Raw genomic sequence first — 21,821 nt, 5'->3', positions numbered from 1 at the left:
TGTCTCCATTCCGTGGCGTATTCGTTCTGTTCGCGCAGGCCGCGTGCGCTGCGATCGTTCTATGCCGAGAGCTTTCGCATTTCGGCGTAGAGGTCCGCCTTGCCTTCGAAGCCGATGCCGGGCAGGTCCGGCATCGTGATGTAGCCGTTGTCGACCGTCACGCCATCGGGAAAGCCGCCGTAAGGCTGGAACAAGTCGGGGTACGACTCGTTGCCGCCGAGGCCGAGACCCGCGGCAATGTTCAGCGACATTTGATGGCCGCCGTGCGGAATGCAACGGCTCGGCGACCAGCCGTGCTGGCGCAGCATCTCGAGCGTCCGCAGATATTCGACGAGGCCGTAGCTGAGCGCGCAGTCGAACTGGAGCCAATCGCGGTCCGACCGCATGCCGCCGTAGCGGATGAGATTGCGAGCGTCCTGCATCGAGAACAGGTCTTCCCCCGTCGCCATCGGATTCGCGTAGTAGTTGCGCAGCGTCGCCTGAAGTTCGTAATCGAGCGGATCGCCCGGCTCTTCGTACCAGAAGAGGTCGTATTGCGAGAGGGCCTTGGCGTACTGGATCGCCGTGTCGAGATCGAAGCGGCCGTTCGCGTCGACCGCGAGCTTTTGCCCATCGCCAAGCACGCTCAGGATCGAATCGATGCGGCGCAGGTCCTCGTCGAGCGACGCCCCGCCAATCTTCTTCTTGACGACCGTATACCCACGGTCGATGTAGCTGCGCATTTCGTCTTTGAGCTTCCCGTGATCCTGGTCCGGGTAGTAGTAGCCACCGGCCGCGTAGACGAAAACCTTACGGTTCGGCTGGCCGTTGCCGTAACGATCGGCCAGCAACTGAAAGAGCGGCTTGCCTTCGATCTTCGCGACGGCGTCCCAGATGGCCATGTCGATCGTGCCGATCGCGACCGAACGCTCGCCGTGGCCACCGGGCTTCTCGTTCTTGAACATCGTCGCCCAGATCTCGTGCGGATCGAGGTTGTCGCCCTTGTCATCGACGAGCGAAGCGGGATCCGCCTCCATCAGGCGCGGAATGAACCGCTCGCGCATGAGAGTTCCTTGTCCGTAGCGACCGTTCGAGTTGAAGCCGTAACCGATCACCGGCTGGCCGTCGCGGATCACGTCGGTGACCACGGCGACAAGACTCAGCGTCATCTTGCTGAAATCGATGTAGGCATTGCGAATGGACGAGCTGATCGGAACGGTCTTCTCGCGGATTTCGACGATTCTCATGGGGTCTCCGTTGCATCGCGCGTCACCGCCGCGAAGCGGCATTCAGCGCCAAGAGCCGCTAGATTATTCGCCGATAGCGGCGTTATGATTCACCGAAACTCACTTCTTTATTAACTTTCAGTGAAGACGGAAGTCGCTTCTCAACTCGAGTTCTTCGTGCTGCTTGCGCGCCATGGCAGCCTTGCGGCGGCGGCCCGGGCGCTCGATCTGACACCGCCTGCCGCCACGAAACGGCTGTCGCAATTGGAAGCGAGGCTCGGCGTGCGGCTCGTGAACCGCACCACGCGCCACATCAGCCTGACGTCGGAGGGCGAGACTTACCTGCATCACGCCACGCGGATCCTCGCCGAGATTCGGGAGATGGAAGACGCGGTATCGTCGAGCCACTCGGTGCCGAAGGGCCTGCTGCGCGTCAACGCCACGCTCGGCTTCGGGCGTACGACGATCGCGCCGATCGTCTCGTCGTTTGCGAAGCGATACCCGCATGTGGAGGTGCAGCTCGACGTGACCGATCGCCCGGTCGATCTCGTCGAAAGCGGCATCGACCTCGCCATCCGCTTCGGCGAGCTTCCTGACAAGAGACTCAACGCGCGACGGGTCATGTCGAATCGCAGGTTTCTTTGCGCCTCGCCTCGCTACCTCGAAAAACATGGGACGCCCACGAGCCTTGCCGATCTCGCCCGGCATACGTGCATCCTTCATCGGCAGAACGACGACGCTTACGGCGTCTGGCGTCTCGCGCACAACGGGCGAACCGAATCGGTAAAGGTGCACGGCATGCTTTCCAGCAACGATGGCGACATCGTGCTCGGCTGGGCGCTCGATGGCCACGGCATCCTCGTGCGCTCGGAATGGGATCTCGCGAAATATCTGGAAAGTGGGAGGCTGCGCGTGGTATTGCCGGAATTCGCGCAGCCCTCGGCCGATCTCTTCGTCTACTACCCGAACAAACGCAATCAGTCGGCACGCGCGAGGGCGTTCATCGATTTTCTGATCGACCACTTCAAGGACGGCGGGCCGGCGGACGCGTCGTAGACCTGGGTTCGGCAGCGCCGCGCGTCACTACAAGCCCGGGTTCCAGCGATAAACGATCACACTCGAATCGTTGTAGTTGTCCTTCGTCACGACGTACTCCCCTGTCGTTCGCCGATAGGCTCGCAGCCCATACATCGAATCGACGTCGTTGCCGGCGCTCACTTGGCTCGTATTGGTGTTGATCAACGTCGCATCGAGGCTGCCGGTGACGAGATCGAACGCATCGATGTTGGGCACCGTGTGGGAGTAGCCGACGAAGAGATAATTGCCGGCTGCCGCAATCGACTTAGGATTGGCACCCGTGATGTTGATGACGGGATAAGGCAACGTGGTGTTACCTGCGCGCCATCCGTGGTACACCTCGATTCTCGTTCCCATCTGCGACCAGTCCGCGCTGCCGGCCACGCCTTGCGCAAGGATCATCGTGTCGTTTTCGGGCAGATAGACGATTCGCGTGAGCGGCTGCACCGTCGCTGGAACGGCCGTCGCGATCGCCTGCCCCCATATCGGCTCGCCCGCGGCATCGAAGCCGATGAGCGGATAGTGCCAAATCTCATTCGTCCCTTCTGGGCCGGCCCAGACATCCCCGCTGCTGTCCAGACAGAACCCCGAAGTGACGAGCGCCGTCGTGCCGAACAGCGCGCCCGGGAGCGAGCCATCGGGTATGGCGATGTAGCCGTTGGCGGCATTGAAATGAAAGAAATAGAAGTGCGCCGGATTCTGGCCCGCCGCGACGAGAATGCGATTCGCACCGATCGACGCGACTTGAGCGAAGTGCTCGTCGCGATCGCCGCCGTCGTTGACGATGCGCGGGTCCGACGGGTAGCCGATGGGGTCGATCGTGTTGGCCACGAACGTCCCGCCCGCCGTGCCGGTGTAGATGTTGCTGCCGCTATAGAAATAGGCGCCATCGGTACCTTGATCCGGTGCGCCGTTTCCTTCGAAGTTCAGCGACTGAAGGTTCCAGAGCGGGTTGCCGGAGCTGTCGAAGGCGTGAATGTCGGTGCCGCCGTCGCGGCCGAGATCCCAGGTGCCGCCCCATGGGTTGTCGAGGACGTAGAGATTGCCCGCGGCGTCTTTACCGATGCCGACTACGCGCGTGAATCGCTTGTCGCCGACTTGGCCTTTGATGCCGTACGCCGTATCCAGATAGCCGCCTGTGACGCCGAAGGTACCGACCAGAATCGGCGCGTGGGTAATCAGATACCGCTTGATATTCATATCGGGCCCTTCGTCGCCGACCATCAGCTGGCGCGTGGGCGAGTCGTAGTAAAGGGCGGACGGCCGCGAGGCGGCAGGCATCGCAATCGTGTTCAAAGGCACGCCGGCCGGGCTGAACTCCGCAACCGCGCCCTGCTCTTTCTGCGCAACCCAGAGGTCCCCGGCGCCGTCGATCGCCAGTGCGCCGGGGCCCGAGACGCTGATATCGCGTTGCCATACGCCATCGGTGGTAAAGACTCTGACGCGGTTTCCGGGAAAGTCGCTTGCGTAAAGCAGGGAGCCCGATGTCGCGAGCCCGGTGACGACATCGGCCCGCGTTTCGGAGGTATCCGCGCTGACCGGGATCAGAAGGTCGCGCTCGCCGGTAGTGCGGTCATATCGACCGACCATGCCGCTGCCATACGCGGCGTTGTACTGCAAAGCGGCGAAGATGGCGGTAGCGTTGCCTGTGATGGCGCTGCCTTGAAATTCGTTGTGGATCCCGATCGAACCGGCGCTCTGCCCGTTCCGGTAAATGGCCACCCCGCCTTCGTCCTCGTCCCACATGGTGGCGGTATAGATCGTCCCTTCCGGCGCGACCCACATCGAGCGTGCCGTGTTGCCCACGTGGGCCGCATCGGTTCCGAACGTGTTCGCCAACCAGTCGGTGGTGTACTGCGCCTGACACTGCGGTGCGATCGCCGCCGCCGCGCCTAGCCAGGCGGCAGTGAGCAAAGCACGGATTCGTTTCATGGCTACGGGCGAATAAACTACCGGCACCTCGCTGCCGCTTTGCGATCGCACGATCGGCGTGTAGCGGCGGCGCATTGCCTTATGCATTTCGAATCTACTTCACTCGCCGACGAACAAAAATGAATCTTTAAAGCGAAAAAAAGCGAAAAAAATCGGGCGCGGCTCGTCGCGAGATCGCCGGCGGCGGCCTGCCCCGAGCACGGCGTAAGGGCTGGGAATTCGGCGACAGCAGGGAGACGAAGTCTAAAAAGCGCCGCCTGAAAGGGCATGCAGCCAGTGCGCAAGATGTCCAACGCGCGTCGCCCAAAACGGCCGCGCGATCCAGCATGCGGCCGCCCACGCGAGGGCGACGACGAGCAGGTCGCAACGTCCGCTCTTCCACCAGTTCAGGGAGTGGCGTTTCCAAATCCACGGCACGCCGAGCGGGTTCGGCCAGTCCGCCAGCAGATGCATGAATCCGCCACAGGCAAAACCGAAGAGGGGCGCCGCCAGGGGTTGCGCGCGGCCGAGCAAGTGATAGGAAAAAGCGAGCACGACCGCCCAGCCGAGCCCCCAATGCGTTGCCGTGCGATGCGTGATCCAGAGCCGTCGCGAGCGGCTCCACCAGGCGATTTCGAGCCAATCGGGCGCGGTACCGCCGGCGATGCCGGCCACGAACGCAGCCACGATTCCGAGGTGCCATGGGCCCGCCGCGCCCGCTTGCGCGACGAGCACGGCCGCAATCGTGCCAGCGGCCCAGCCGGTCGCATGATGTGCCGCGTGGGATGCCATACGGATGATGTGCCTTACGAAACTAAGCAGTCGTCGAGCTCGCTACCGCTCCGATTCGGCATACACGCGGCTCTCGACGCGCCGAACCGCGGCCGCGGCGCTTCTCCGCTGAATGTAGAGCGAAAGCGCCCAGATGCCGATCCCGCCAAGCGCGAGCAATGCGCCAACCCACCCGGGCGATGTCCATCCGAATCCACCTGCGATCGCTAGACCGCCGAGAAACGGACCGAGTGCATTGGCCGTATTGAACGCCGAATGATTGAGCGCCGCGGCCAGCCCCTGTGCGTCTTCGGCGACATCCATCAGTCGCGTCTGCAGCACCGTGCCGAGTGCCCCGCCGATGCCGATCAGGAATACGACGATCGTGATCGTCCACACGTTATGGGCGGCAAGCGGAAAGAGCAGCAGCATGACGGCGCTCCACAGAAGCAGCAAGCCGGCGGTGCGCATCAGCGCGCGATCCGCGAAGACCGGAATGACGACGTTGCCGATCGTCATGCCCACGCCGAATAGGCTCAATATGAGGCCGGTGGCGGCGACAGACACATGCGTGACCGATGCGAGGATGTCGGCGAGATAGGTGTAGACGGCGAAAAGACCGCCGAAGCCGATCGCGCCGATGCCGAGCGTCAGCCATACTTGCGGGCGCCGCAACGCGCCCAATTCGCGCAGCGGGCTCGCCTCGGCCGAGGCGGGCACCGAAGGTGCCCACAGCCGCACGCACGTCATCGTCAGGACTCCTAACGAAGCGGCGAAGCCGAAACTCCAGCGCCAGCCGATCGCATGGCCGAGCCAATTCGAGAGCGGCACACCGATGATGGTTGCGAACGTCAGGCCGAGAAACATGCGGCCGACGGCAACGGTGCGGCGATCCTCAGGCACGAGAGAAGTCGCAACGAGCGCGGCGATGCCGAAATAGGCGCCGTGCGGTAACCCGGTCAAGAAGCGGAAGACGAGCAGCCATGTGTAGCTTGGCGCGAGGCCGCTCAATGTGTTGCCGATGGCGAACATGGCCATGAGCGCAATCAGCAACGTCCGCCGATCGAGCCGGGCACCGATCACCGCGAGCGCCGGTGCTCCCACCACGACGCCGAGCGCATAGGCGCTGATCGCGTGGCCGGCCGTCGGCGCGTCGATGCCCAGGCCCTGCGCGAACAACGGCAGCAGGCTCATCGTCGCGAACTCCGTCGTACCGATCGCGAACCCGCCCACCGCCAGCGCAAAAAGCACCAGCCCCGTTTTTCTTCCCGTCCCTACCTGGCACATCAGTTCGCTCGCCGATTCGTCGATGGATTCGTCTTTTCGAAACGGCGATTCTACTGGCATTAGGGAAACCACGTATTCGGGCCCTACATATTCTCCTCGGGCGCCCGCGGGACGGACGTCCACCGCTAGGCAATGGCTCGCAAGCTTTGCCTCATTCGTCTCCCCGCACAGTACTGACCTCGCATATACCGACGTATGCGCATGCTCGCCCACGGCATGGCTTGGACATCCGTAGGCCGTATGGTGCTTCGTTTGCCGGCTAAATATCCTCTCGTTGCGGTATCCGATTCATTGCTGGCTCGGCTCTCGGCAGGCGAGTCCCCTACCAGCCGACCAGCAGACAATCGCCCCGCCCAAGCAAGCTCCTCTGTTCGACGCAACGAACTCAAAAGGTAAAAAAGATGAACGTCAAATCAGCACTACTCGTCGGCGCAATGGCTATCGGTGCCTCTTCTTTCGCCAGCGCTCAAACGACCGCAACGACGGCAGCGGCAGAAGACAGTTGCATCATGCTCAACACGATGACCGGGCAAGCAAGCTCGGCGAAGAAGGCGGAACGCGCGGCCAATCGTGCGCTGGCGTGGCGAATTCGTCAGCAACTTAGCAAGACGCAGGGCCTGCAAAATTCGAACATCGTCGTCTTCGCAATGGCTCAAACCGGTCAAGTGATTCTCGCCGGAATCATCCAAGACGAATCGCAGGATCAAATCGCCGCGGATGCCACAAAGAAGGTGCAGGGTGTGAGTTCGGTCAGCAGCAAATTGACCATCCGCGAAGAAGGGAGCTAAGCCGCGCGAGTGACGGGCGCACGCTCGGACGTCGGCTCGACGCCCGTCAGCGGGTCGCACGATGGCGGCGCCCGTCCGCCCCCTTCCCCGGGCTCCATGCCGGAAGCCGCCGTATCGCTCGGCGCGATGTTCCTCTATCGCCCAGGGCAGGCAAAGACAGGCCTTCAGATCGCGCCTCATCGCACGCACAACGCGTGCAAGACGTCAAAGCGATTTGCCTTTGGTCTCGGGCAACAGGAGGACCGTCAACAACACTACGCCGTATGCAGCCCCGGAGAAGATCGCGATGGCCATCGCCAGAGTAGTGGAGTGGCTCAGCATCCCGACCAGGCTCGGAAACAACGCTCCAATGCCGCGACCGAAGTTATAGGTAAAGCTCTGCCCGTTTGCGCGTAATTCCGACGGATACAGCTCCGTCAGATATGCGCCAACGCCACTGAAGATGCCGCACGAAGAAAAACCGAGTGGAAATCCAAGCCAAAGCATCTGCGCGTTCGAGAGGGGAAGCGTGAGGTACAGATACACCGAGACGAGCGATAGCATCGAAAACAGCGCGAAGTTCCGCCTGCGCCCCCAGTAGTCCGACAGGTAGGCGCCTACGACATATCCGCAGAACGACCCCACGATGATCACGAACAGATAAGCACCCGTGTTGAGCACGGACAGATGTCGCTCGATCTTGAGGAATGCCGGCAGCCAGGTGGACATCGCATAGAAGCCACCCTGAATGCCCGTGCAAAGCAGCGCGGCCAGCAGCGTTCTTCGCAGCAGCGAGCGTGAGAAGATGGCCCACACGGAAGACCGTTTGGTGCCTCCTTTCCTGGCCGCGTCCGCCTGCGTGAACACCTCCGGCTCCGGCACGTGCCTACGTATGTACAGCACGAGCAACGCCGGCAAAATGCCGACCCAGAAGAGACTGCGCCAGGCCAGCGATTCAGGCAGAACGGAATAAGCGATGCTGTAGAGAATCGCCGCGGCGCCCCACCCGACGGCCCACCCGCTCTGCACCAGTCCGACCGCCTTGCCGCGATGCCTCGGGGCGATGATCTCGCCGATCAGCACCGCGCCCACGGCCCATTCGCCGCCGAAACCAAGCCCTTGCAGCGCACGGAGGACAAGAATCTGCTCGAAGTTCTGCGCGAAGCCGATTGCAAGCGTACAGCACGAGAACCACAGGATCGTCCATTGCAATACCTTGACCCGTCCGCATCGATCCGCCAGCATGCCGGCGATCCATCCGCCGATCGACGAGAAAATGAGCGTCACCGTGCCGAGCAGGCCTGCCTTGCCCCGATCCAGCCCCCAGAGGTCGATCAGCGACGCAAGAACGAAGCTGAACACCATAAAATCGAACGCATCGGTTACCCACCCCGCGAATGACGCCTTGAAGGCTCGTTTTCCCGCGGGGCCGAGCTCCGCATACCAGGACGGGCGGCGTGCAGTCGGCAGCGCGACTTGCTCGGCATTTCTTAATGGCGTCATCGTTCGAATCCGTCGGTATAAGCTGTTTCGTCAAAGCGCGGCACGCCCGCTCCGAGCCGCCAGCGCACGACGGACGACATCCGGCGACGCCGGTGCTTCACGGATTCGCACGCCGATCGCATCATGAATCGCGTTCAGGATGGCTGCCGCCGTCGGAACCAGCGCGGGCTCTCCAATACCTTTCGCTCCGTAGGGGCCAATGGCCGTCGGCGCCTCGATGAAAATAGACCGCACCTGCGGTACGTCATGCACCGTCGGAATCAAGTAGTCGTGCAGATTGTTATGGCGCCCGGGGTGGTACTTCTCAATCAGCGCCATGCCGACACCCTGTGCCACCGCGCCTTCGATCTGTCCTTCGAGCAGCGTCGGATTGACCATTTTCCCCACATCGTGCGCCGCCACAACCTTCAGCACTCGAACGCGTCCGCTTTCGCAGTCCACCACGACTTCCGCCATCTGCGCGCCAAACGCGTAGGTTGCATACGGCTTGCCCTGCCCCGATGCATCGAGCGACGTCGTGGGCGGATCGAAACTTTCTTCCGCCGCCAGGGCGTAGCCGTACTGATCGACCGGCAGCGCGCGAAGATTCACTGCATGGCCATCGATGGCGATACCGTCCGCATCGACCGAAATCCGTGCATCGGTCGCCGCGCCCATGAGCGCGAGCAGACGACGCCGCAGCGCCGTTCCGGCAAGGAATGCCGCTCGACCGGTGATAAAAGTTTGGCGCGAAGCCGAAGTGCGACCGCAATCAGGCGTCAGCGAGGTGTCCGGGCCTATGATGCACAGGCGATCGACCGGTACGCCGAGCGCATCGGCTGCGATTTGCGGAATGACCGTGTTCGCACCCTGGCCCGCATCCACCGCGCCTTGATGCAAAACGATCGTGCCGTCAGATCGAATGCCAAAGCGGACAGTGGAGGGATTCGGCAACGCGGTATTGCCGCAACCATAGAAAAATGCGGCTAAACCCACGCCATGGCGAACAGGCTCGGGCGACGACCCATTCAACGCGGCGATGCGGGCGCGCGCTTCGTACCAAGCTGGCCGCAGCGCATCGAGGCACGCGACGAGGCCAACGCTATCGTCCAGCACTTGCCCCGTCGGCAGCGTGTCCCCGGGCCGCAGCGCGTTCATCGCACGGAACTCGAGCGGATCGATGCCTGCCTTGAGCGCCAGCTCATCGATGAGTTGTTCCTGCGACATCATCGTTTGCGGTACCCCAAAGCCTCGGAACGCGCCAGCCGGTGTGACGTGCGTGTGAATAGCCCGTGCGCGCGCATGGTAGTGAGGAATGACGTACGGACCACCGGCATGCACCGGTACTCGATTGGCCACGGCGGTGCCCCACGAAGCGAACGCGCCGGTATTGAAGTCCCCGTCGAACGTTACCGCACGCAATCGGCCATCGGCATCGGCGGCCATGCTCGATACCATTCGACCGGGATGACGCTTGGTCGACGTGGCCATCGATTCCTCGCGCGACAACACCATGGCAACGGGCCTGTCGAGATGCCACGCCGCGATGGCGAGGAACGGCTGAACCGTCATGTCGAGCTTGCCGCCGAAGCCACCGCCGACCGCGGTCGCTACCACGCGCACCTGCTCCGGCGCGACCGCAAGAATGCGTGCGAGATCGCTGCGATGCGGGTGCGGCGCCTGCGTGGACGAATAGATCTCGACGGTATCGCCGACGCGGCGCGCCCAGCCGGCTTCGGGCTCGAGATACGCATGCTCGACGAAGCTGGAGTCGAAGGTTGCGCTCACCACGTAATGGGCGTCCCGCATCGCTGCTGCCGCGTCGCCGCGGCATACCCGTCCCTCGATCAATACATTGCCGGGACGATCGCCATGCAACCGCGGGCTGTCGTGCTTCACGGCATCGGCGACGGTCATGACCGGCGCCTGCGGTACCCATGCTACGGGAAAGCGGTTCATGTCCAGTGCGGCGACCGCCTCGCGTTCGCCGATCACGAGCGCGACCGCCTCGAGGTAGTGGCGTGTCTCCACCTCGGGCAGCACCGGCTGGTCCGCGTAAGGTGTCGCCACACCGTGCAGATTCAAGCCCGGCACGTCGGCATGGGTGAGAACGCGATGCACGCCCGGATGAGTCTCGACGAATCCTTCAAGATCGCCGAAGGAGAAACGAGCGCGATGATGCGGACAACGGACGGCGCGTATGAACAGGCTATCGGCCGGGTAGTCGTCAGCGCCGAAGCGCTGGCTGCCATCGACTTTTTCGCGTCCGTCGAGGCGCGTCAACGGTACGCCGACAGACGGTCCTTCGCGTGGAGCAGCCGTACAGTGCCGCGCGGCGGCACCACACCCGACCTCGGTCACCGCGTCGACGATCTTCTGGTAGCCCGTGCAACGGCAAAGCACACCATCGATGGCGGCGCTGGCGCTAGCGCGGTCGGTCACCCGGCCGGCGTCGATCGCCGCCGCCGACGCCATGAGCATGCCCGGCGTGCAAAAGCCGCATTGCACCGCCTGATGCGCAAGAAAGGCCTGCTGGAGACGGCTGCCACACCGGGTCCCTTGGGCCAACCCTTCGATGGTTACGACGCGGCGTCCAGCGACCTGCCCCAACGGAATTAAGCACGCATAACGGGTCTCGCCATCGACGAGCACGGTGCAGGTTCCGCAGTCGCCCTGGCGGCAACCCTCCTTGGTCCCGAACTGGCGTAGCTCCGCGCGCAAATAGTCGATGAGCCGCTGTGACTGGTCCGCAGGGAGCGCCAACCGCGCGCCGTTGATCTCGATCCAGTCGCGTCCCGGCGAGATCGAAGCGACTGTAGTTGCCATCGCACCCGAAACAGCGACGAGTTCATCAAGCAGCTGATGCGCCATTGGCGGACTCCTCGATGCAGCACCTGAATGCGCGCAGCACGGCCAGCCGCGCGAGATGAATGCGATGGGACGCCGTGGCCCGGCAGTCGTCGATCGGGGACAACTCGGCGAGTGACGCGGCCTGAATCGCGCCGGCCATATCCATGCGCGGCCGACCTGATAGCGACGCCTCGAGCGTCCGCATCCGAAGCGCAACCGCGGATGCGCCACCGACGGCGACGGCCGCCGCCTCCAAGGTATCGTCCGCGGCCACGCGCAGACGCACGGCGGTGGAAACAACGGCGATCGCCGCGCCGTCACGATTCGTGCATTTGACGAATGCCGTTCGATCCTCGGCGCTCGGTAGCGCGAATGAGACGGCAACGAGCAGCTCGTCCGGACTCAGTGCAGTCCGATGACTGCCCCGCAGGAAGTCGACCAACGACAATCGGCGTACACCCCGCATGCTCGCCAGTTCGACGTGCGCGTCGAGCGCCAGCAGCGGAGGCGCACCGTCGGCTACCGGCGAGGCATGACAGAGGTTTCCTCCGAGGGTGCCCTGGACGCGAATCTGCCGCGACCCGACGGAAACCGCCGCTTCCGTGAGCGCAACGGGCAGCCATGCTGTCCGCGCGATGGCCTCCCAGGTACTTGCTGCACCGATACGAGCGACCCCGTCGCGCCGCTCGATGCCGCGCAATGCGTCGATGCGGCTGATGTCCAGCCATTCCGACTTGGCCGGAATGAGACCGGCATCCGCAAACGCGTCGGTCGCCCCACAGACGAGGCGCGGCCGCGGATGCCGCGCAAGTCGGTCAAGCACTTCCTCGATCGTCTGGGCACGAAAATAGTTCATCGTGTCGGTGCATGCACGCTGAGGGTGACGATGATCGACATTGCCATTGGCACGAGCTTAGTCGGCGGACGGTGCATCCGCGCGGACGACTCGCAGCACGCTATCTATCACGAATGCTTCCCAATGACGCACGGCTTCCGGCGCATCCAGTTCTTCTCCCAGGAACACGGACAACGTGTAGCGGTTCGACGTATAGAAATAGGCAACTGACGCAATCAGGAGGAAAACGTCGCGCGCATTCAAGTCCGCGCGAAACAAGCCTTGTTCGACGCCGCTCGCAAGAATCTTCGCAATGATCTGCACGGCATGCGACGAATATTCGCCCCTGCGCTCGAGCTTGGACACGTGCCTGCCCTTGTGCAGGTTTTCCGTGTTGAGCAGCGTCATGAAATCGGGATTGCGCCAATAGTAATCCAGCTTGAACCGAATGACCGTTTTAAGCGCTTCCTCAGGAGCCGAAGGATCGGGCGCAATCTTCACTTCCGCCTCGTCCATCCGTCGATAGATGCCTTCCAGCACGGCAACGAAAAGGCCCTCTTTGCTCCCGTAGTAGTAATAGATCATCCGGTCATAGGACTTCGCCAGCCTGGAGATCTTTTCCACGCTGCCGCCTTCGTAGCCGTAGCGCGCGAAGACCTTGGTGGCCGCGCGAAGAATCTTGTCGCGGGTTTCCTGCGCCGCAGCCTCCCGGACCCCGGTTCCGCGCACCGCCTTCGTTTTTGCTGCTTGCGCCATACCACTCCCATGGCAGCCCACAACCTCACTCAGCTGCCCGAAAAACTTTACAAAGCGCCCCCATAACCTCTCTTTCATACAGGGAACACTACATGAACGTACAGGATCATACATGACACTCGCCCGATGCACAACGACGCAATAATTCGGCTAGTAATCAAGCACTTAACGTTGCACCGACTACGATACTGCGGTCTGGCCAAGCCACGCCATCGAGCGCGACCGTTTTGACTTCCGCAAAGACTGTGCTACCGTTCGTTTGTGGAGTACTCACTACATGAAACGATTTGAAATGGTGTCCACCACTGCCGAGCAGGAGATAGCCAATTGAACAATGAACTCGACTATTACCGAAGCGCTCCGGCCGCGCGCAGCCTCTGGAAGTCGCCCTCAGCTGCGAGCGATCCTGCAATCGTCCCAACCCTCGAGCGATTCGCCTCGCCATCGCTGCCCGCTCTCGACGTGCATAGGCTGCGTCGCGTTTCCCGCGCGATGGCGAACGAAGTTGCACCCGCCAGGCGCTTGGCAAAGTTGCTCGAAGCCGCGATCGAGAGCACGAAGGCAACGTCGGGCGTGATCGCGGTCACACGCGAAGGCGGCTGGGAAGAGGCAGTCGGTGTTGGCGCCAAGCGGATACCGCTCGACCGACTTCCGGTTTCGATCCTGACTGCCGCCGTCAGCTTGCGCGACGGTATCGCCCTGCGCGATGCCTGCTCCGCCGATCGGTGGCGGACGGACGACTACGTGCGCCGTTGCAAGCCGCGCTCGGTGCTATGCGTGCCGATCCGGTGCAATGGCGCATTGATGGGCGCCCTCTATCTGGAACATGCGCAAACGGCAGGTGTTTTCGCACCGACGAAGATCGCCATGGCCGAAATCATTGCCCTGCAAGCCGGATTCGCCCTGGAGAACGCTCGTCTTCAGGACGAGCTTTCCGCCCAGCACACGCGCCTGAGTAACACCGAGGCAAAGATGCGCGATTCCCTTTCCCAGCTCGATGGAGCCAGCCGCCTGAAAGCGTTTGGGGAGTCGGCGGCTTCGATCGTGCATGAAGTCGCGCAACCCGTGGCCGCGCTCGAGACATCGGCACGCGCCGGGCTGAGGTGGCTCGACCGAAACGCCCCAAATATCGATGCCGCCCGCGAAACACTCGCCCACATCTGCGCCTGTGCCATGCGTGCTCGAACCATCATCAGCGCACTGCGAGCCAAGGCACGGCAGACAGAGCCGACCTTCATCGTGTTCGATCTCGCCGATGCACTTCGCGAGGCCGCGGAAATCGTGAGATGCACGCTCGACGCCATGAAGGTGAGCTTATGCGTTGATGGGCTCTCGTCCCCCTCGCCGGTGCGCGGCGAACGGCTTCAGTTGCAGCAGGCCATCATCAACCTGTTGATGAATGGCGCGGAATCCATGCAGGGCGTCCCGGAAAGCGAACGAGTACTCGTACTGGCATGCGAATCCGCTCAGAACCTCTTGCGCATCCGCATTGACGATTGCGGCGAAGGGTTCGATCCGCGGTTGGCGCTGCGCATCTTCGAGCCGCTGTTCACTACGAAGCCACATGGCATGGGCATGGGCCTTTCGATCTGCAAGTCCATCGTGGACGCGCACCACGGCCAACTGGAACTGACGCCGCGCCTCGAACGTGGCACTCGGGCAACCGTGACGCTGCCATGTTTTTCCAATTGAAGAGAGCCGTTTCCGTTTGACTCGCTTTTCCGAGGAAAGCCGTCATGTTCAAAACTGACATCGCCCGGCGGCCTGCAGCGACCGCCGCCAATACTGTCTCTGGAGTCGTCTACGTCGTCGACGATGACGATCTGATTCGCGGCGCGCTCGCGAGTTTGCTTCGCTCGATCGACCTCGAAGTCGCAGCATTCGGTTCGGCGGAACAATTCCTCGCGGCACCCAAGGTCCCGGGGCCGGCTTGCCTCGTGCTGGACGTACGATTGCGCGGCCAAAGTGGACTGGCGCTGCAAAAGTCATTGCTCGAAAAGGGATCTGGTGCAATGCCTATCGTGTTCATGTCGGGACATGGCGATGTTGCCATGACCGTGGAGGCGATGAAAGCGGGCGCGATGGACTTCCTGACCAAACCGTTTCGCGATCAGGATATGATCGACGCCGTTGTTGCCGCGTTGGAGCGCGACGCGCAGCGCTTGGCCATTGATAGCTCCCTCGGCGATCTGCGGGAGCGCTGGGCTTCGCTGACTCCGCGCGAGCGCGAAGTGCTCGTCAACGTTGCCGCCGGGCTCATGAACAAGCAAATCGCCTCGAAGATGGGTATCGCCGAAGTCACAGTCAAGATTCACCGGGGGCAGGCAATGCGCAAAATGAACGTGCGCGCCGTTGCCGATCTCGTGCGCAAGACCGACGCGCTCGGCGTGAGACCCGCCCATGCTAACTAACCAGTCAGGCGACAGCGAGCGGCAAGGTCAACCTCGCCTCGAGTCCTCCGCTGCTTCGATTTTTCAGCTGCAATTCCCCTTGCATCGCCTGCGTCAGTCTGCGCGCGATCGCGAGCCCGAGCCCCGAGCCCGTTGCACGCGAGGAAGTTTGCGGCGCACGGTACCAAGGATTGAACACGGCCTCCATCTCGGCCGGCGCGATGCCGGGACCTGAATCCACCACGGCAAGTGTCACTCGCCTGCCGTCGACTCGTACGCACAGCCGGACGTCACGGCCATAGCGCAATGCGTTGTCGATCAGATTGGCAAGCACTCGGCGCAGCGCATGGGGATGAGTGACGAGCGGATGGCCGATTCGCCCCTCCAGTTCGACCGTCTCGCCTGCGTCGCGATAGTTGTCGATCAGAATGTCGAGCAGCCCGTCCGCGTCGATTCGACGGGGCCGCTCTGCTACGTTGCATTGGAGGCGCGCGCACGCGAGGCTTGCTTCTATGAGATCCCCCATCTCTGCCAGATCGCGCTCCATCGCGTCGCGCAACTCGCGATCTTCCAGCATCGCGCAACGCAACGTCAGCCGGGTCAGCGGTGTGCGCAAGTCATGCGCATACGCGGCAAGTGCGTCAAGAAGTTCCCTCACACGCTCCGAATGTCGGAACGGTAGCGACGCGTGCTCGCCGATGGACTTGCGGCGCGTCACGCGCGAGCCCAGCAGGGCTCCGCGCAATGAGATAGCAAGGTTGGTCATCTTCGTTCTCCTGTCGCCGCGGTAACGAACGGCATGGAAAGATGAAACCATGGACACGGGATCTCGCACCATCAGACAAGCGGCCATCCACCCCCTACGAAGGGCATAGCTTTTCCGCTCCGGGAATATTTGTATCCGACTACGTCTCCACGCTGCGGCGTGACATAACGTTGCGCCGATGCGCATTGGAGACACAAGCCAGATACTTCCGCGGAATACGATGATTCGATTTTGACAACGTTAAAGCGGAGGGCAAATGCGAAAAATCTGGACAGCACCTATCGCGCTGCACGCGGCGCTTCTGCTTGGCACGGCGATGAATCACGCCGTGGCTGAACCCGTCAAATCGGCGCCTTCGCCAATCTACGGAGTCACGATTCCGGAGGGTTATCGGAAGTGGCAAATGATCGCGCCGGCCGAGGAAGCCGCGCCGCTCGACGAGCTGCGTGTCGTGCTCGGTAACCCGATCGCGATCAAGGCCATCGAAAACTCGACACAGCCATACGCCGACGGCACGATCCTCGTCAAACTCGCGTACAAGCGCAAGCAGTCGCCGGAGTTTCCATCCGCGACCATTCCCGGCGCGCCGACGACGGTGCAGGTGATGGTGAAGGATTCACGCCGCTACGCATCGACGGGCGGCTGGGGCTTCGGCCGGTTCATCAACGGGCAACCGGCCGACGCGGCACAACATCGGACTTGCTTCGCATGTCATGCCGCGAGGGTCAAGGATCGCGACTACGTCTTCACGCGCTTCGCACCATGAAGGATGTCTGACGCTGGAGATGTGCCCCGAAGGAAGTCACCTCGGGGCACATCTCTGGTAGTGGGATTTCTCTGTCGTTAGGCGGAAGAAGGCGTCAACTCCGCCGTTGCGGTTCGGAGTTTGCAAAGCAAGGCATCAACATGCAGCACATCAGTACTGAGTCGAACCGACAGCCACCGGGTCGATCGGTGCAGGCGGCACGCCCCGCGCTTCGATGTCCGCGCCGGCCTGCAGGCAGAGATCCTCACGAAAGTGAGTCGCGACAATCTGGACGCCCACCGGAACGTTCCCCACGAGATCTGTCGTCACGGTCAGCGCCGGCAAGCCGATGGTCGGCAAAGCCCGCATCGTGAGTTGCGACTCCCAAACGCGTTCGAATCCCTCGCTGCCCTGCAAGTCGAGGTCGTCGGGAAAGGGGAGTTCAGCCGAGACTGGCAGCAGTAAAACGGAATATTGATCGAAGAACACACGCCATTGGCGCATCAGCGTCGTACGCTTCACCAGTGCGTTCTTCAGGGCGTCAGCCGGCAACCGCGCGACGCGCGCTCGCGACGCCGCGATGACGGCCGCCGCGCCCCGGTCGCCGTCATTGGCCACTGCATCCGCCAATGCCTCGAACCCATCACCCAGCCATAGCGCCTCCTGCACTTCGGCAGCGGCTCGCATCGGCGGTGTATCGTCAATTTCCTCGACCGTCCAACCCGCGTCGATCATTCTTCGCGCGGCCTCCCTCAACGCGGCCTCGACTTCCGGTGCAATCCGCCAACCGTCCGGACGCAGGCAAAGCGCCGCACGTCGTGGCGCAGTGCGCCCTTCCAGCGGCATGGCAACGTACCACGGATCGCGAGAGTCCGGCGCGGACAACGCCGCGAGGCCAAGCCGCAGGTCCGCGATCGTGCGGCCCATCGGTCCGGCCACGGACATCAATTGCGCGCCGATTGTCCGCTCCGGCCAACTGGCGTTATAGGCAGGCACGCGACCGAAGCTGGGACGCAGGCCATGCACGCCGCAGGCGTACGCGGGATAACGGATCGAGCCGCCGATGTCCGTGCCCACCGCAAGCTGTCCGATGCCCGCCGTCACCGCCGCGGCACCGCCGCCCGAGGATCCGCCTGGCGTCAATGCCCGGTTGCGAGGATTGAACGTCTTGCCGTGCACCAGGTTCGACGTGAACCAGCGCAAGGCAAACGTCGGGGAGTTAGTGCGTCCGAGCAATACGGCGTCGGCTTTGACGAGATTGTCGACCAACGGGCTGCTGGAGCGCGCAATAGCGTGGGCGCTCGCGCGTGCACCGTTCGTCGTGGCAAAGTCCTTCTGATCGATGTTGATTTTCACGGTCACGGGAACGCCCGCGAGCGGTCCAACGGCTTCGCCTCGCGCGATCGCGCGGTCCACTTCGTCGGCTTGCCGGAGCACGAATTCGGGCCGGTGTTCGACGACTGCATTGATGACCGGGTTTACCGCGTCCAGACGTTGCAGCGCCGCTTGTGCGGCCTCCTTCGCCGAGACCTCGCGATTCCGGATCAGCGCGGCAAGCTCACTTGCCGACAATTGCCAAAGTTGAGTCATATCGCGTCCGCCTTGAATTGCAATCGCTATTGTTGCACCGGTCGCCGGATGCGCTCAGCGGCGAGCACAATCGCATTGGCGACAGCTTGCGGATGGCTGACGAGAGAGACGTGGCTGCCGTGAACACGCGTGACCGTCGCACCAATGGCCTTGGCCATACGCTCCTGCAGAGCGGGATCGATCATTTGGTCCTCCGTGCTGACGACGAAGTACGAAGCGCGGTCACGCCAAGCCGGATGGGTGACCTTTTCGTCGATGCAGCCTGAGTACCACGGCCCTTGCGTAGCCGCCACGATCCGCTGCTCCGCCGGCGCGAGGTCCGGCGCGAAGTACTGATGAATAGCCTTATCCGAGAGCGTCAGGTAGCCCGCGGAATCCTTGCGCAATTCTCCGACCCAGGGAGCAGCGGGCAGACCTTTGGTCAGATCCGCAATCGACTGATTCGCGTCGGGTGCGAAGGCCGACACATAGACGAGAGCCTTGACTTTGTCGTCGTTGCCCGCCTCGCTGATGACTACGCCGGCCCACGAATGCCCCACGAGAACGACCGGACCCGTCTGCTGCTCGACGACACGCTTCGTTGCCGCAACATCATCGCTCAGAGAACTGAGCGGGTTTTGCACCGCCACCACATGCAGGTGCTTCGCTTCCAGAAGCGGGATCACGCGACTCCAGCTGGACCCGTCGGCAAAAGCGCCGTGTGTCAGGACGACCGTAATATCGCCGAGATCCTTCGTCCCTTCGGCGTATGCGAACTGCGCGGGTACTGCTGCGCCAATCAAAAGAATGGCGGTCAGCAAGCGGTTGAAAAACTTATACATCGTCGTTGCTCCTATTCTTGGCTTAGAAAAACTTCAGACCTGAGCTCCGTAACGAGCGCTCTATTTCTGATCCACCAGACCGCCGCATGGGTTGTCGATCCATGCAGCCAGGATCATCGCGTCCCGGTTGCGAGGGGCATTGGCTGTCCGGAACTGCGGCCGGAAGATACCGTCTCCCCTCCTGATCGGTTGGCCGGACAACACACATATCCCTGATTTTCTGGCTACGGCGTATCTCCAAAGCTGGCCCCGGTAGCTGCAGCGAGTGGGGTCGTTCCAGGACAGCGTGATTCGCCTGTTCTCCAATCGCTCGTCGATGGTCACCGTACAGCTCGACGAGGTGCCGGCGCCTGCGAACCTCCGGTCTCCGCCGGCGCGGGCCGACGGAGGCCACGACGGCACGGTGATGCCGGAGAACGGATACGAAAGCAGACCGAGAACTACATGGTTCCATGGGTTAGCCGGGCAACTCGTCTTGCCAGGATCGGCAAGATGGCTCCGACGAAGCGCATCGCACTGGACCGCAGTGTCGATGTCGTCGGATCGCATGCGACGTGTCAGTTCGGTGTTGCGAGAAAAGCTTTCGACGTTGTTGCGTTCACTTGCCGGCAACACGTTGTGCGAATCGAAATTCATCACGGGAAACTCTCCATATTTCAGGCAAACATCACTGCCATGCCTGACTCACCGGTTGAAGCGGCCCCGCCGGGCCGCGTGCCAAAAATGCATCGCTGGCAATGCTTGCAGCTTATGGAGAAGTCGTGATGCAGGGTATTCGTCGAGCGGATAAACATCTTCCGCCTTGTTATGCGGCCTTAATACGTTGGTATAAGAAATCGGCTCGGCGCTGCGATGGCGGGTCCGTCACCTCATGAGTGCCGTGTCGCGCGCCCATCAATCCATGCAAGCGTCTCTTCGAGCACCTCGTCCGCAAGCTTCGGATCATCCGCTAGTCTCGCGAGAATCAGTCCGCCCACCATCGCTGACCAGCTTCCGATCGCCTCCCTACGCGCCATCGCAGGATCGACATGCGCCATGCTTGCGGCGACCCGCTCGATCCGCTCGCGCAGCGCCCGAGTCGCTACGGCACGCGCCTGTGGCGTCTGCCGTACCGTTTCGCCGCCGAGCGCGGCAACAGGGCAACCGCAGGCAAGATCATCCCGATGCGCCGGCGACAGGTACTTCGCCGCGTATCGGACTATTTCCGTATCGCTGGCCGCAGCCCGCTCGAAGACGTGCGCGAGCGCCTGCGCGATCAGGTCTTCCTTCGACTTGAAATAACCATAGAAGCCGCCGTGCGTGAGCCCAGCGGCCTTCATGACATCGGCGACCGTGACGGCCTCAAAGCCCTTGGCGCGAAAGAGCTCACTTGCGGCGTCCAGAATTTTCCGCCGGTTCTCGGCAACTTGCTCTCGGCTCACCTTCATGTTTCCTCCCTGCAGTGACGCTTGACATTATACATGACGATCATCATCATTAGCGCATACATGATGATCGTCATGTAAATAATCTTTCTTCTGGAGAACCTAATGTCCACGAAACCTGCCGTCCTCGTCACGGGCGCCTCGACCGGGATCGGCGCCATCTATGCCGACCGTTTCGCCAAGCGCGGCCACGACCTCGTGCTCGTCGCACGCAACGTCGAGCGTATGGAAGAACTTGCCGTGCGATTGCGAGCGGAGAACCGTATCGCGATCGACATCGTGAAAGCGGATCTGGCCGAAGCCGCCGACGTGGCGAAAGTGGAAACGCGGTTGCGCGCAGACACGCGCATCGGCGTGCTGATCAACAACGCGGGCACGACGTTGCCGGGCACGTTTCTCGATCAAGCACCCGAGGAGGTTGCACGGCTCATCGCCCTCAATACGACCGCGCCCGCGCGCCTCGCCGCTGCAGTCGCACCGCGTTTCGCCGAGGCGGGCTCGGGCGCGATCGTCAATATCGCTTCGGTCGTCGGCTTGATTCCGGAGTTCGGCTCGACCGTGTATGGCGCGACGAAAGCCTTCATCACTTTTCTCTCACAAGGCTTGCAACTCGAGCTCGGCGCGAAGGGCGTCTATGTGCAGGCGGTGTTGCCCGCCGCGACGAGGACCGAAATCTGGTCGCACGGCGGCAAGGATGTGGATACGATCCCCGGCGTCATGGAAGTCGAAGAGCTCGTCGATGCCGCGCTCGTCGGCTTCGATCGCCGCGAGGCCATTACGATTCCGCCGCTGCATGACGTTGGGCAATGGGAGGCATATCAGGCCGCGCGGCTGGCGATGATGCCGAACTTCGGGCAGTCGCATGCGGCTGAGCGGTATCGGACTGCTGGATAAACGCAACGCCTCCGCGGTCGGCGAGACCATATTGAACATACCCATAGGCAGCTTTCGCGCTGCCATCCTGCCCCCGCCAGCATTGACGGGCGGCGGGGAAGACTGCAGCCCTTCTCGTTTCAACTTCTTGCCGCCGTCGGTGATACGTTATATCATCACGCCCACAGACTGATACGTTATATCATTTCCCTTGGTTCGAGCGGCTTGCGGATCGTAGAGAACCCTCGATGCAACGGGCTCCCCATTCAAA

General features: G+C 62.4%; 18 protein-coding genes and 1 pseudogene. 6 read left to right on the top strand and 13 right to left on the bottom strand.

Going from position 1 to position 21,821, the window contains the following annotated elements:
* Window positions 1-59 precede the first annotated feature (59 nt).
* On the bottom strand, window positions 60-1,226 hold the full coding sequence (locus tag AB4Y31_RS21675; protein WP_368675719.1) for a mandelate racemase/muconate lactonizing enzyme family protein: 1,167 nt from the start codon (window positions 1,224-1,226) through the stop codon (window positions 60-62).
* Between the two features lie 120 nt (window positions 1,227-1,346).
* On the opposite strand from AB4Y31_RS21675, the gene AB4Y31_RS21670 reads away from it, so the two are divergent.
* On the top strand, window positions 1,347-2,261 hold the full coding sequence (locus AB4Y31_RS21670) for a LysR substrate-binding domain-containing protein (protein ID WP_018443865.1): 915 nt from the start codon (window positions 1,347-1,349) through the stop codon (window positions 2,259-2,261).
* A gap of 27 nt (window positions 2,262-2,288) precedes the next feature.
* On the opposite strand, the gene AB4Y31_RS21665 is transcribed toward AB4Y31_RS21670, so the two are convergent.
* The 3 genes from AB4Y31_RS21665 to AB4Y31_RS21655 form a co-directional block, all read right to left on the bottom strand.
* A complete protein-coding gene (locus tag AB4Y31_RS21665) occupies window positions 2,289-4,214 on the bottom strand; it encodes an SMP-30/gluconolactonase/LRE family protein (protein WP_368675944.1) in 1,926 nt (641 codons plus the stop codon).
* 243 nt (window positions 4,215-4,457) lie between these two features.
* Complete coding sequence (locus tag AB4Y31_RS21660) at window positions 4,458-4,985, bottom strand: metal-dependent hydrolase (protein WP_368675718.1); 528 nt, start codon at window positions 4,983-4,985, stop codon at window positions 4,458-4,460.
* 42 nt (window positions 4,986-5,027) lie between these two features.
* Window positions 5,028-6,251, bottom strand: a complete 1,224-nt coding sequence (locus AB4Y31_RS21655; RefSeq protein ID WP_368675943.1) for an MFS transporter — start codon at window positions 6,249-6,251, stop codon at window positions 5,028-5,030.
* 401 nt (window positions 6,252-6,652) lie between these two features.
* Between AB4Y31_RS21655 and AB4Y31_RS21650 the strand changes: the two genes are divergently transcribed.
* Complete coding sequence (locus AB4Y31_RS21650) at window positions 6,653-7,039, top strand: BON domain-containing protein (protein ID WP_368675717.1); 387 nt, start codon at window positions 6,653-6,655, stop codon at window positions 7,037-7,039.
* A gap of 204 nt (window positions 7,040-7,243) precedes the next feature.
* Here AB4Y31_RS21650 and AB4Y31_RS21645 read toward each other — a convergent pair whose 3' ends face one another.
* The 4 genes from AB4Y31_RS21645 to AB4Y31_RS21630 are packed head-to-tail and all read right to left on the bottom strand — an operon-like array spanning window position 7,244 to window position 12,941.
* Window positions 7,244-8,521, bottom strand: coding sequence for an MFS transporter (locus tag AB4Y31_RS21645; RefSeq protein WP_368675716.1), 1,278 nt, complete (start codon window positions 8,519-8,521; stop codon window positions 7,244-7,246).
* A 30-nt stretch (window positions 8,522-8,551) separates the two neighbouring features.
* The gene (locus tag AB4Y31_RS21640) at window positions 8,552-11,371 is read right to left on the bottom strand and encodes a molybdopterin-dependent oxidoreductase (RefSeq protein WP_368675715.1); all 2,820 of its coding nucleotides are present in this window, start codon (window positions 11,369-11,371) and stop codon (window positions 8,552-8,554) included.
* Window positions 11,352-12,206: a xanthine dehydrogenase family protein subunit M gene (locus tag AB4Y31_RS21635; protein WP_368675714.1), complete on the bottom strand. Its 855-nt coding sequence runs from the start codon at window positions 12,204-12,206 to the stop codon at window positions 11,352-11,354. Before AB4Y31_RS21635 ends, AB4Y31_RS21640 begins: the two co-directional genes overlap by 20 nt.
* A gap of 57 nt (window positions 12,207-12,263) precedes the next feature.
* Window positions 12,264-12,941, bottom strand: a complete 678-nt coding sequence (locus AB4Y31_RS21630; protein ID WP_368675713.1) for a TetR family transcriptional regulator — start codon at window positions 12,939-12,941, stop codon at window positions 12,264-12,266.
* A gap of 492 nt (window positions 12,942-13,433) precedes the next feature.
* On the opposite strand from AB4Y31_RS21630, the gene AB4Y31_RS21625 reads away from it, so the two are divergent.
* Complete coding sequence (locus tag AB4Y31_RS21625; RefSeq protein WP_368675942.1) at window positions 13,434-14,633, top strand: ATP-binding protein; 1,200 nt, start codon at window positions 13,434-13,436, stop codon at window positions 14,631-14,633.
* Window positions 14,634-14,677: 44 nt separating this feature from the next.
* Window positions 14,678-15,352: a response regulator transcription factor gene (locus AB4Y31_RS21620; RefSeq protein WP_368675712.1), complete on the top strand. Its 675-nt coding sequence runs from the start codon at window positions 14,678-14,680 to the stop codon at window positions 15,350-15,352.
* Between the two features lie 4 nt (window positions 15,353-15,356).
* Here the strand turns inward: AB4Y31_RS21620 and AB4Y31_RS21615 are convergent.
* Window positions 15,357-16,004, bottom strand: a pseudogene (locus AB4Y31_RS21615) (sensor histidine kinase); the annotation flags it as partial.
* A 349-nt stretch (window positions 16,005-16,353) separates the two neighbouring features.
* Here AB4Y31_RS21615 and AB4Y31_RS21610 point away from each other — a divergent pair.
* Window positions 16,354-16,863 (top strand): cytochrome P460 family protein, encoded by a 510-nt coding sequence (locus AB4Y31_RS21610; RefSeq protein WP_368675711.1) that lies wholly within the window; start codon window positions 16,354-16,356, stop codon window positions 16,861-16,863.
* 150 nt (window positions 16,864-17,013) lie between these two features.
* Here AB4Y31_RS21610 and AB4Y31_RS21605 read toward each other — a convergent pair whose 3' ends face one another.
* The 4 genes from AB4Y31_RS21605 to AB4Y31_RS21590 form a co-directional block, all read right to left on the bottom strand.
* Window positions 17,014-18,432, bottom strand: coding sequence for an amidase family protein (locus AB4Y31_RS21605; protein ID WP_368675710.1), 1,419 nt, complete (start codon window positions 18,430-18,432; stop codon window positions 17,014-17,016).
* Between the two features lie 26 nt (window positions 18,433-18,458).
* Window positions 18,459-19,253 carry an alpha/beta fold hydrolase gene (locus tag AB4Y31_RS21600; RefSeq protein ID WP_368675709.1) on the bottom strand — a complete coding sequence of 265 codons (795 nt, stop codon included), beginning with the start codon at window positions 19,251-19,253 and terminating at the stop codon, window positions 18,459-18,461.
* 60 nt (window positions 19,254-19,313) lie between these two features.
* The gene (locus tag AB4Y31_RS21595) at window positions 19,314-19,889 is read right to left on the bottom strand and encodes a DUF3331 domain-containing protein (protein WP_368675941.1); all 576 of its coding nucleotides are present in this window, start codon (window positions 19,887-19,889) and stop codon (window positions 19,314-19,316) included.
* Between the two features lie 233 nt (window positions 19,890-20,122).
* On the bottom strand, window positions 20,123-20,680 hold the full coding sequence (locus AB4Y31_RS21590) for a TetR/AcrR family transcriptional regulator (protein WP_368675708.1): 558 nt from the start codon (window positions 20,678-20,680) through the stop codon (window positions 20,123-20,125).
* 102 nt (window positions 20,681-20,782) lie between these two features.
* On the opposite strand from AB4Y31_RS21590, the gene AB4Y31_RS21585 reads away from it, so the two are divergent.
* On the top strand, window positions 20,783-21,571 hold the full coding sequence (locus AB4Y31_RS21585; RefSeq protein ID WP_368675707.1) for an SDR family NAD(P)-dependent oxidoreductase: 789 nt from the start codon (window positions 20,783-20,785) through the stop codon (window positions 21,569-21,571).
* The last annotated feature ends 250 nt before the right edge of the window (window positions 21,572-21,821 follow it).

The sequence above is a fragment of the Trinickia sp. EG282A genome (genome assembly GCF_040965455.1).
Classification (GTDB): Bacteria; Pseudomonadota; Gammaproteobacteria; order Burkholderiales; family Burkholderiaceae; genus Trinickia; species Trinickia symbiotica.
The sequence above is the reverse complement of the archived record's forward strand: the minus strand, read 5'-3'. Positions and strand labels throughout refer to the sequence as shown.

Bases quoted from the DNA above. Each gene is read 5' to 3' on its own strand.
- AB4Y31_RS21650 (WP_368675717.1), top strand. From the start codon at position 6,653: ATGAACGTCAAATCAGCACTACTCGTCGGCGCAATGGCTATCGGTGCC.
- AB4Y31_RS21625 (WP_368675942.1), top strand. From the start codon at position 13,434: ATGGCGAACGAAGTTGCACCCGCCAGGCGCTTGGCAAAGTTGCTCGAA.
- AB4Y31_RS21600 (WP_368675709.1), bottom strand. From the start codon at position 19,253: ATGTATAAGTTTTTCAACCGCTTGCTGACCGCCATTCTTTTGATTGGC.
- AB4Y31_RS21665 (WP_368675944.1), bottom strand. From the start codon at position 4,214: ATGAAACGAATCCGTGCTTTGCTCACTGCCGCCTGGCTAGGCGCGGCG.
- AB4Y31_RS21675 (WP_368675719.1), bottom strand. From the start codon at position 1,226: ATGAGAATCGTCGAAATCCGCGAGAAGACCGTTCCGATCAGCTCGTCC.
- AB4Y31_RS21645 (WP_368675716.1), bottom strand. From the start codon at position 8,521: ATGACGCCATTAAGAAATGCCGAGCAAGTCGCGCTGCCGACTGCACGC.
- AB4Y31_RS21585 (WP_368675707.1), top strand. From the start codon at position 20,783: ATGTCCACGAAACCTGCCGTCCTCGTCACGGGCGCCTCGACCGGGATC.
- AB4Y31_RS21640 (WP_368675715.1), bottom strand. From the start codon at position 11,371: ATGGCGCATCAGCTGCTTGATGAACTCGTCGCTGTTTCGGGTGCGATG.
- AB4Y31_RS21610 (WP_368675711.1), top strand. From the start codon at position 16,354: ATGCGAAAAATCTGGACAGCACCTATCGCGCTGCACGCGGCGCTTCTG.
- AB4Y31_RS21590 (WP_368675708.1), bottom strand. From the start codon at position 20,680: ATGAAGGTGAGCCGAGAGCAAGTTGCCGAGAACCGGCGGAAAATTCTG.
- AB4Y31_RS21635 (WP_368675714.1), bottom strand. From the start codon at position 12,206: ATGAACTATTTTCGTGCCCAGACGATCGAGGAAGTGCTTGACCGACTT.
- AB4Y31_RS21660 (WP_368675718.1), bottom strand. From the start codon at position 4,985: ATGGCATCCCACGCGGCACATCATGCGACCGGCTGGGCCGCTGGCACG.
- AB4Y31_RS21605 (WP_368675710.1), bottom strand. From the start codon at position 18,432: ATGACTCAACTTTGGCAATTGTCGGCAAGTGAGCTTGCCGCGCTGATC.
- AB4Y31_RS21630 (WP_368675713.1), bottom strand. From the start codon at position 12,941: ATGGCGCAAGCAGCAAAAACGAAGGCGGTGCGCGGAACCGGGGTCCGG.
- AB4Y31_RS21620 (WP_368675712.1), top strand. From the start codon at position 14,678: ATGTTCAAAACTGACATCGCCCGGCGGCCTGCAGCGACCGCCGCCAAT.
- AB4Y31_RS21595 (WP_368675941.1), bottom strand. From the start codon at position 19,889: ATGAATTTCGATTCGCACAACGTGTTGCCGGCAAGTGAACGCAACAAC.
- AB4Y31_RS21655 (WP_368675943.1), bottom strand. From the start codon at position 6,251: ATGTGCCAGGTAGGGACGGGAAGAAAAACGGGGCTGGTGCTTTTTGCG.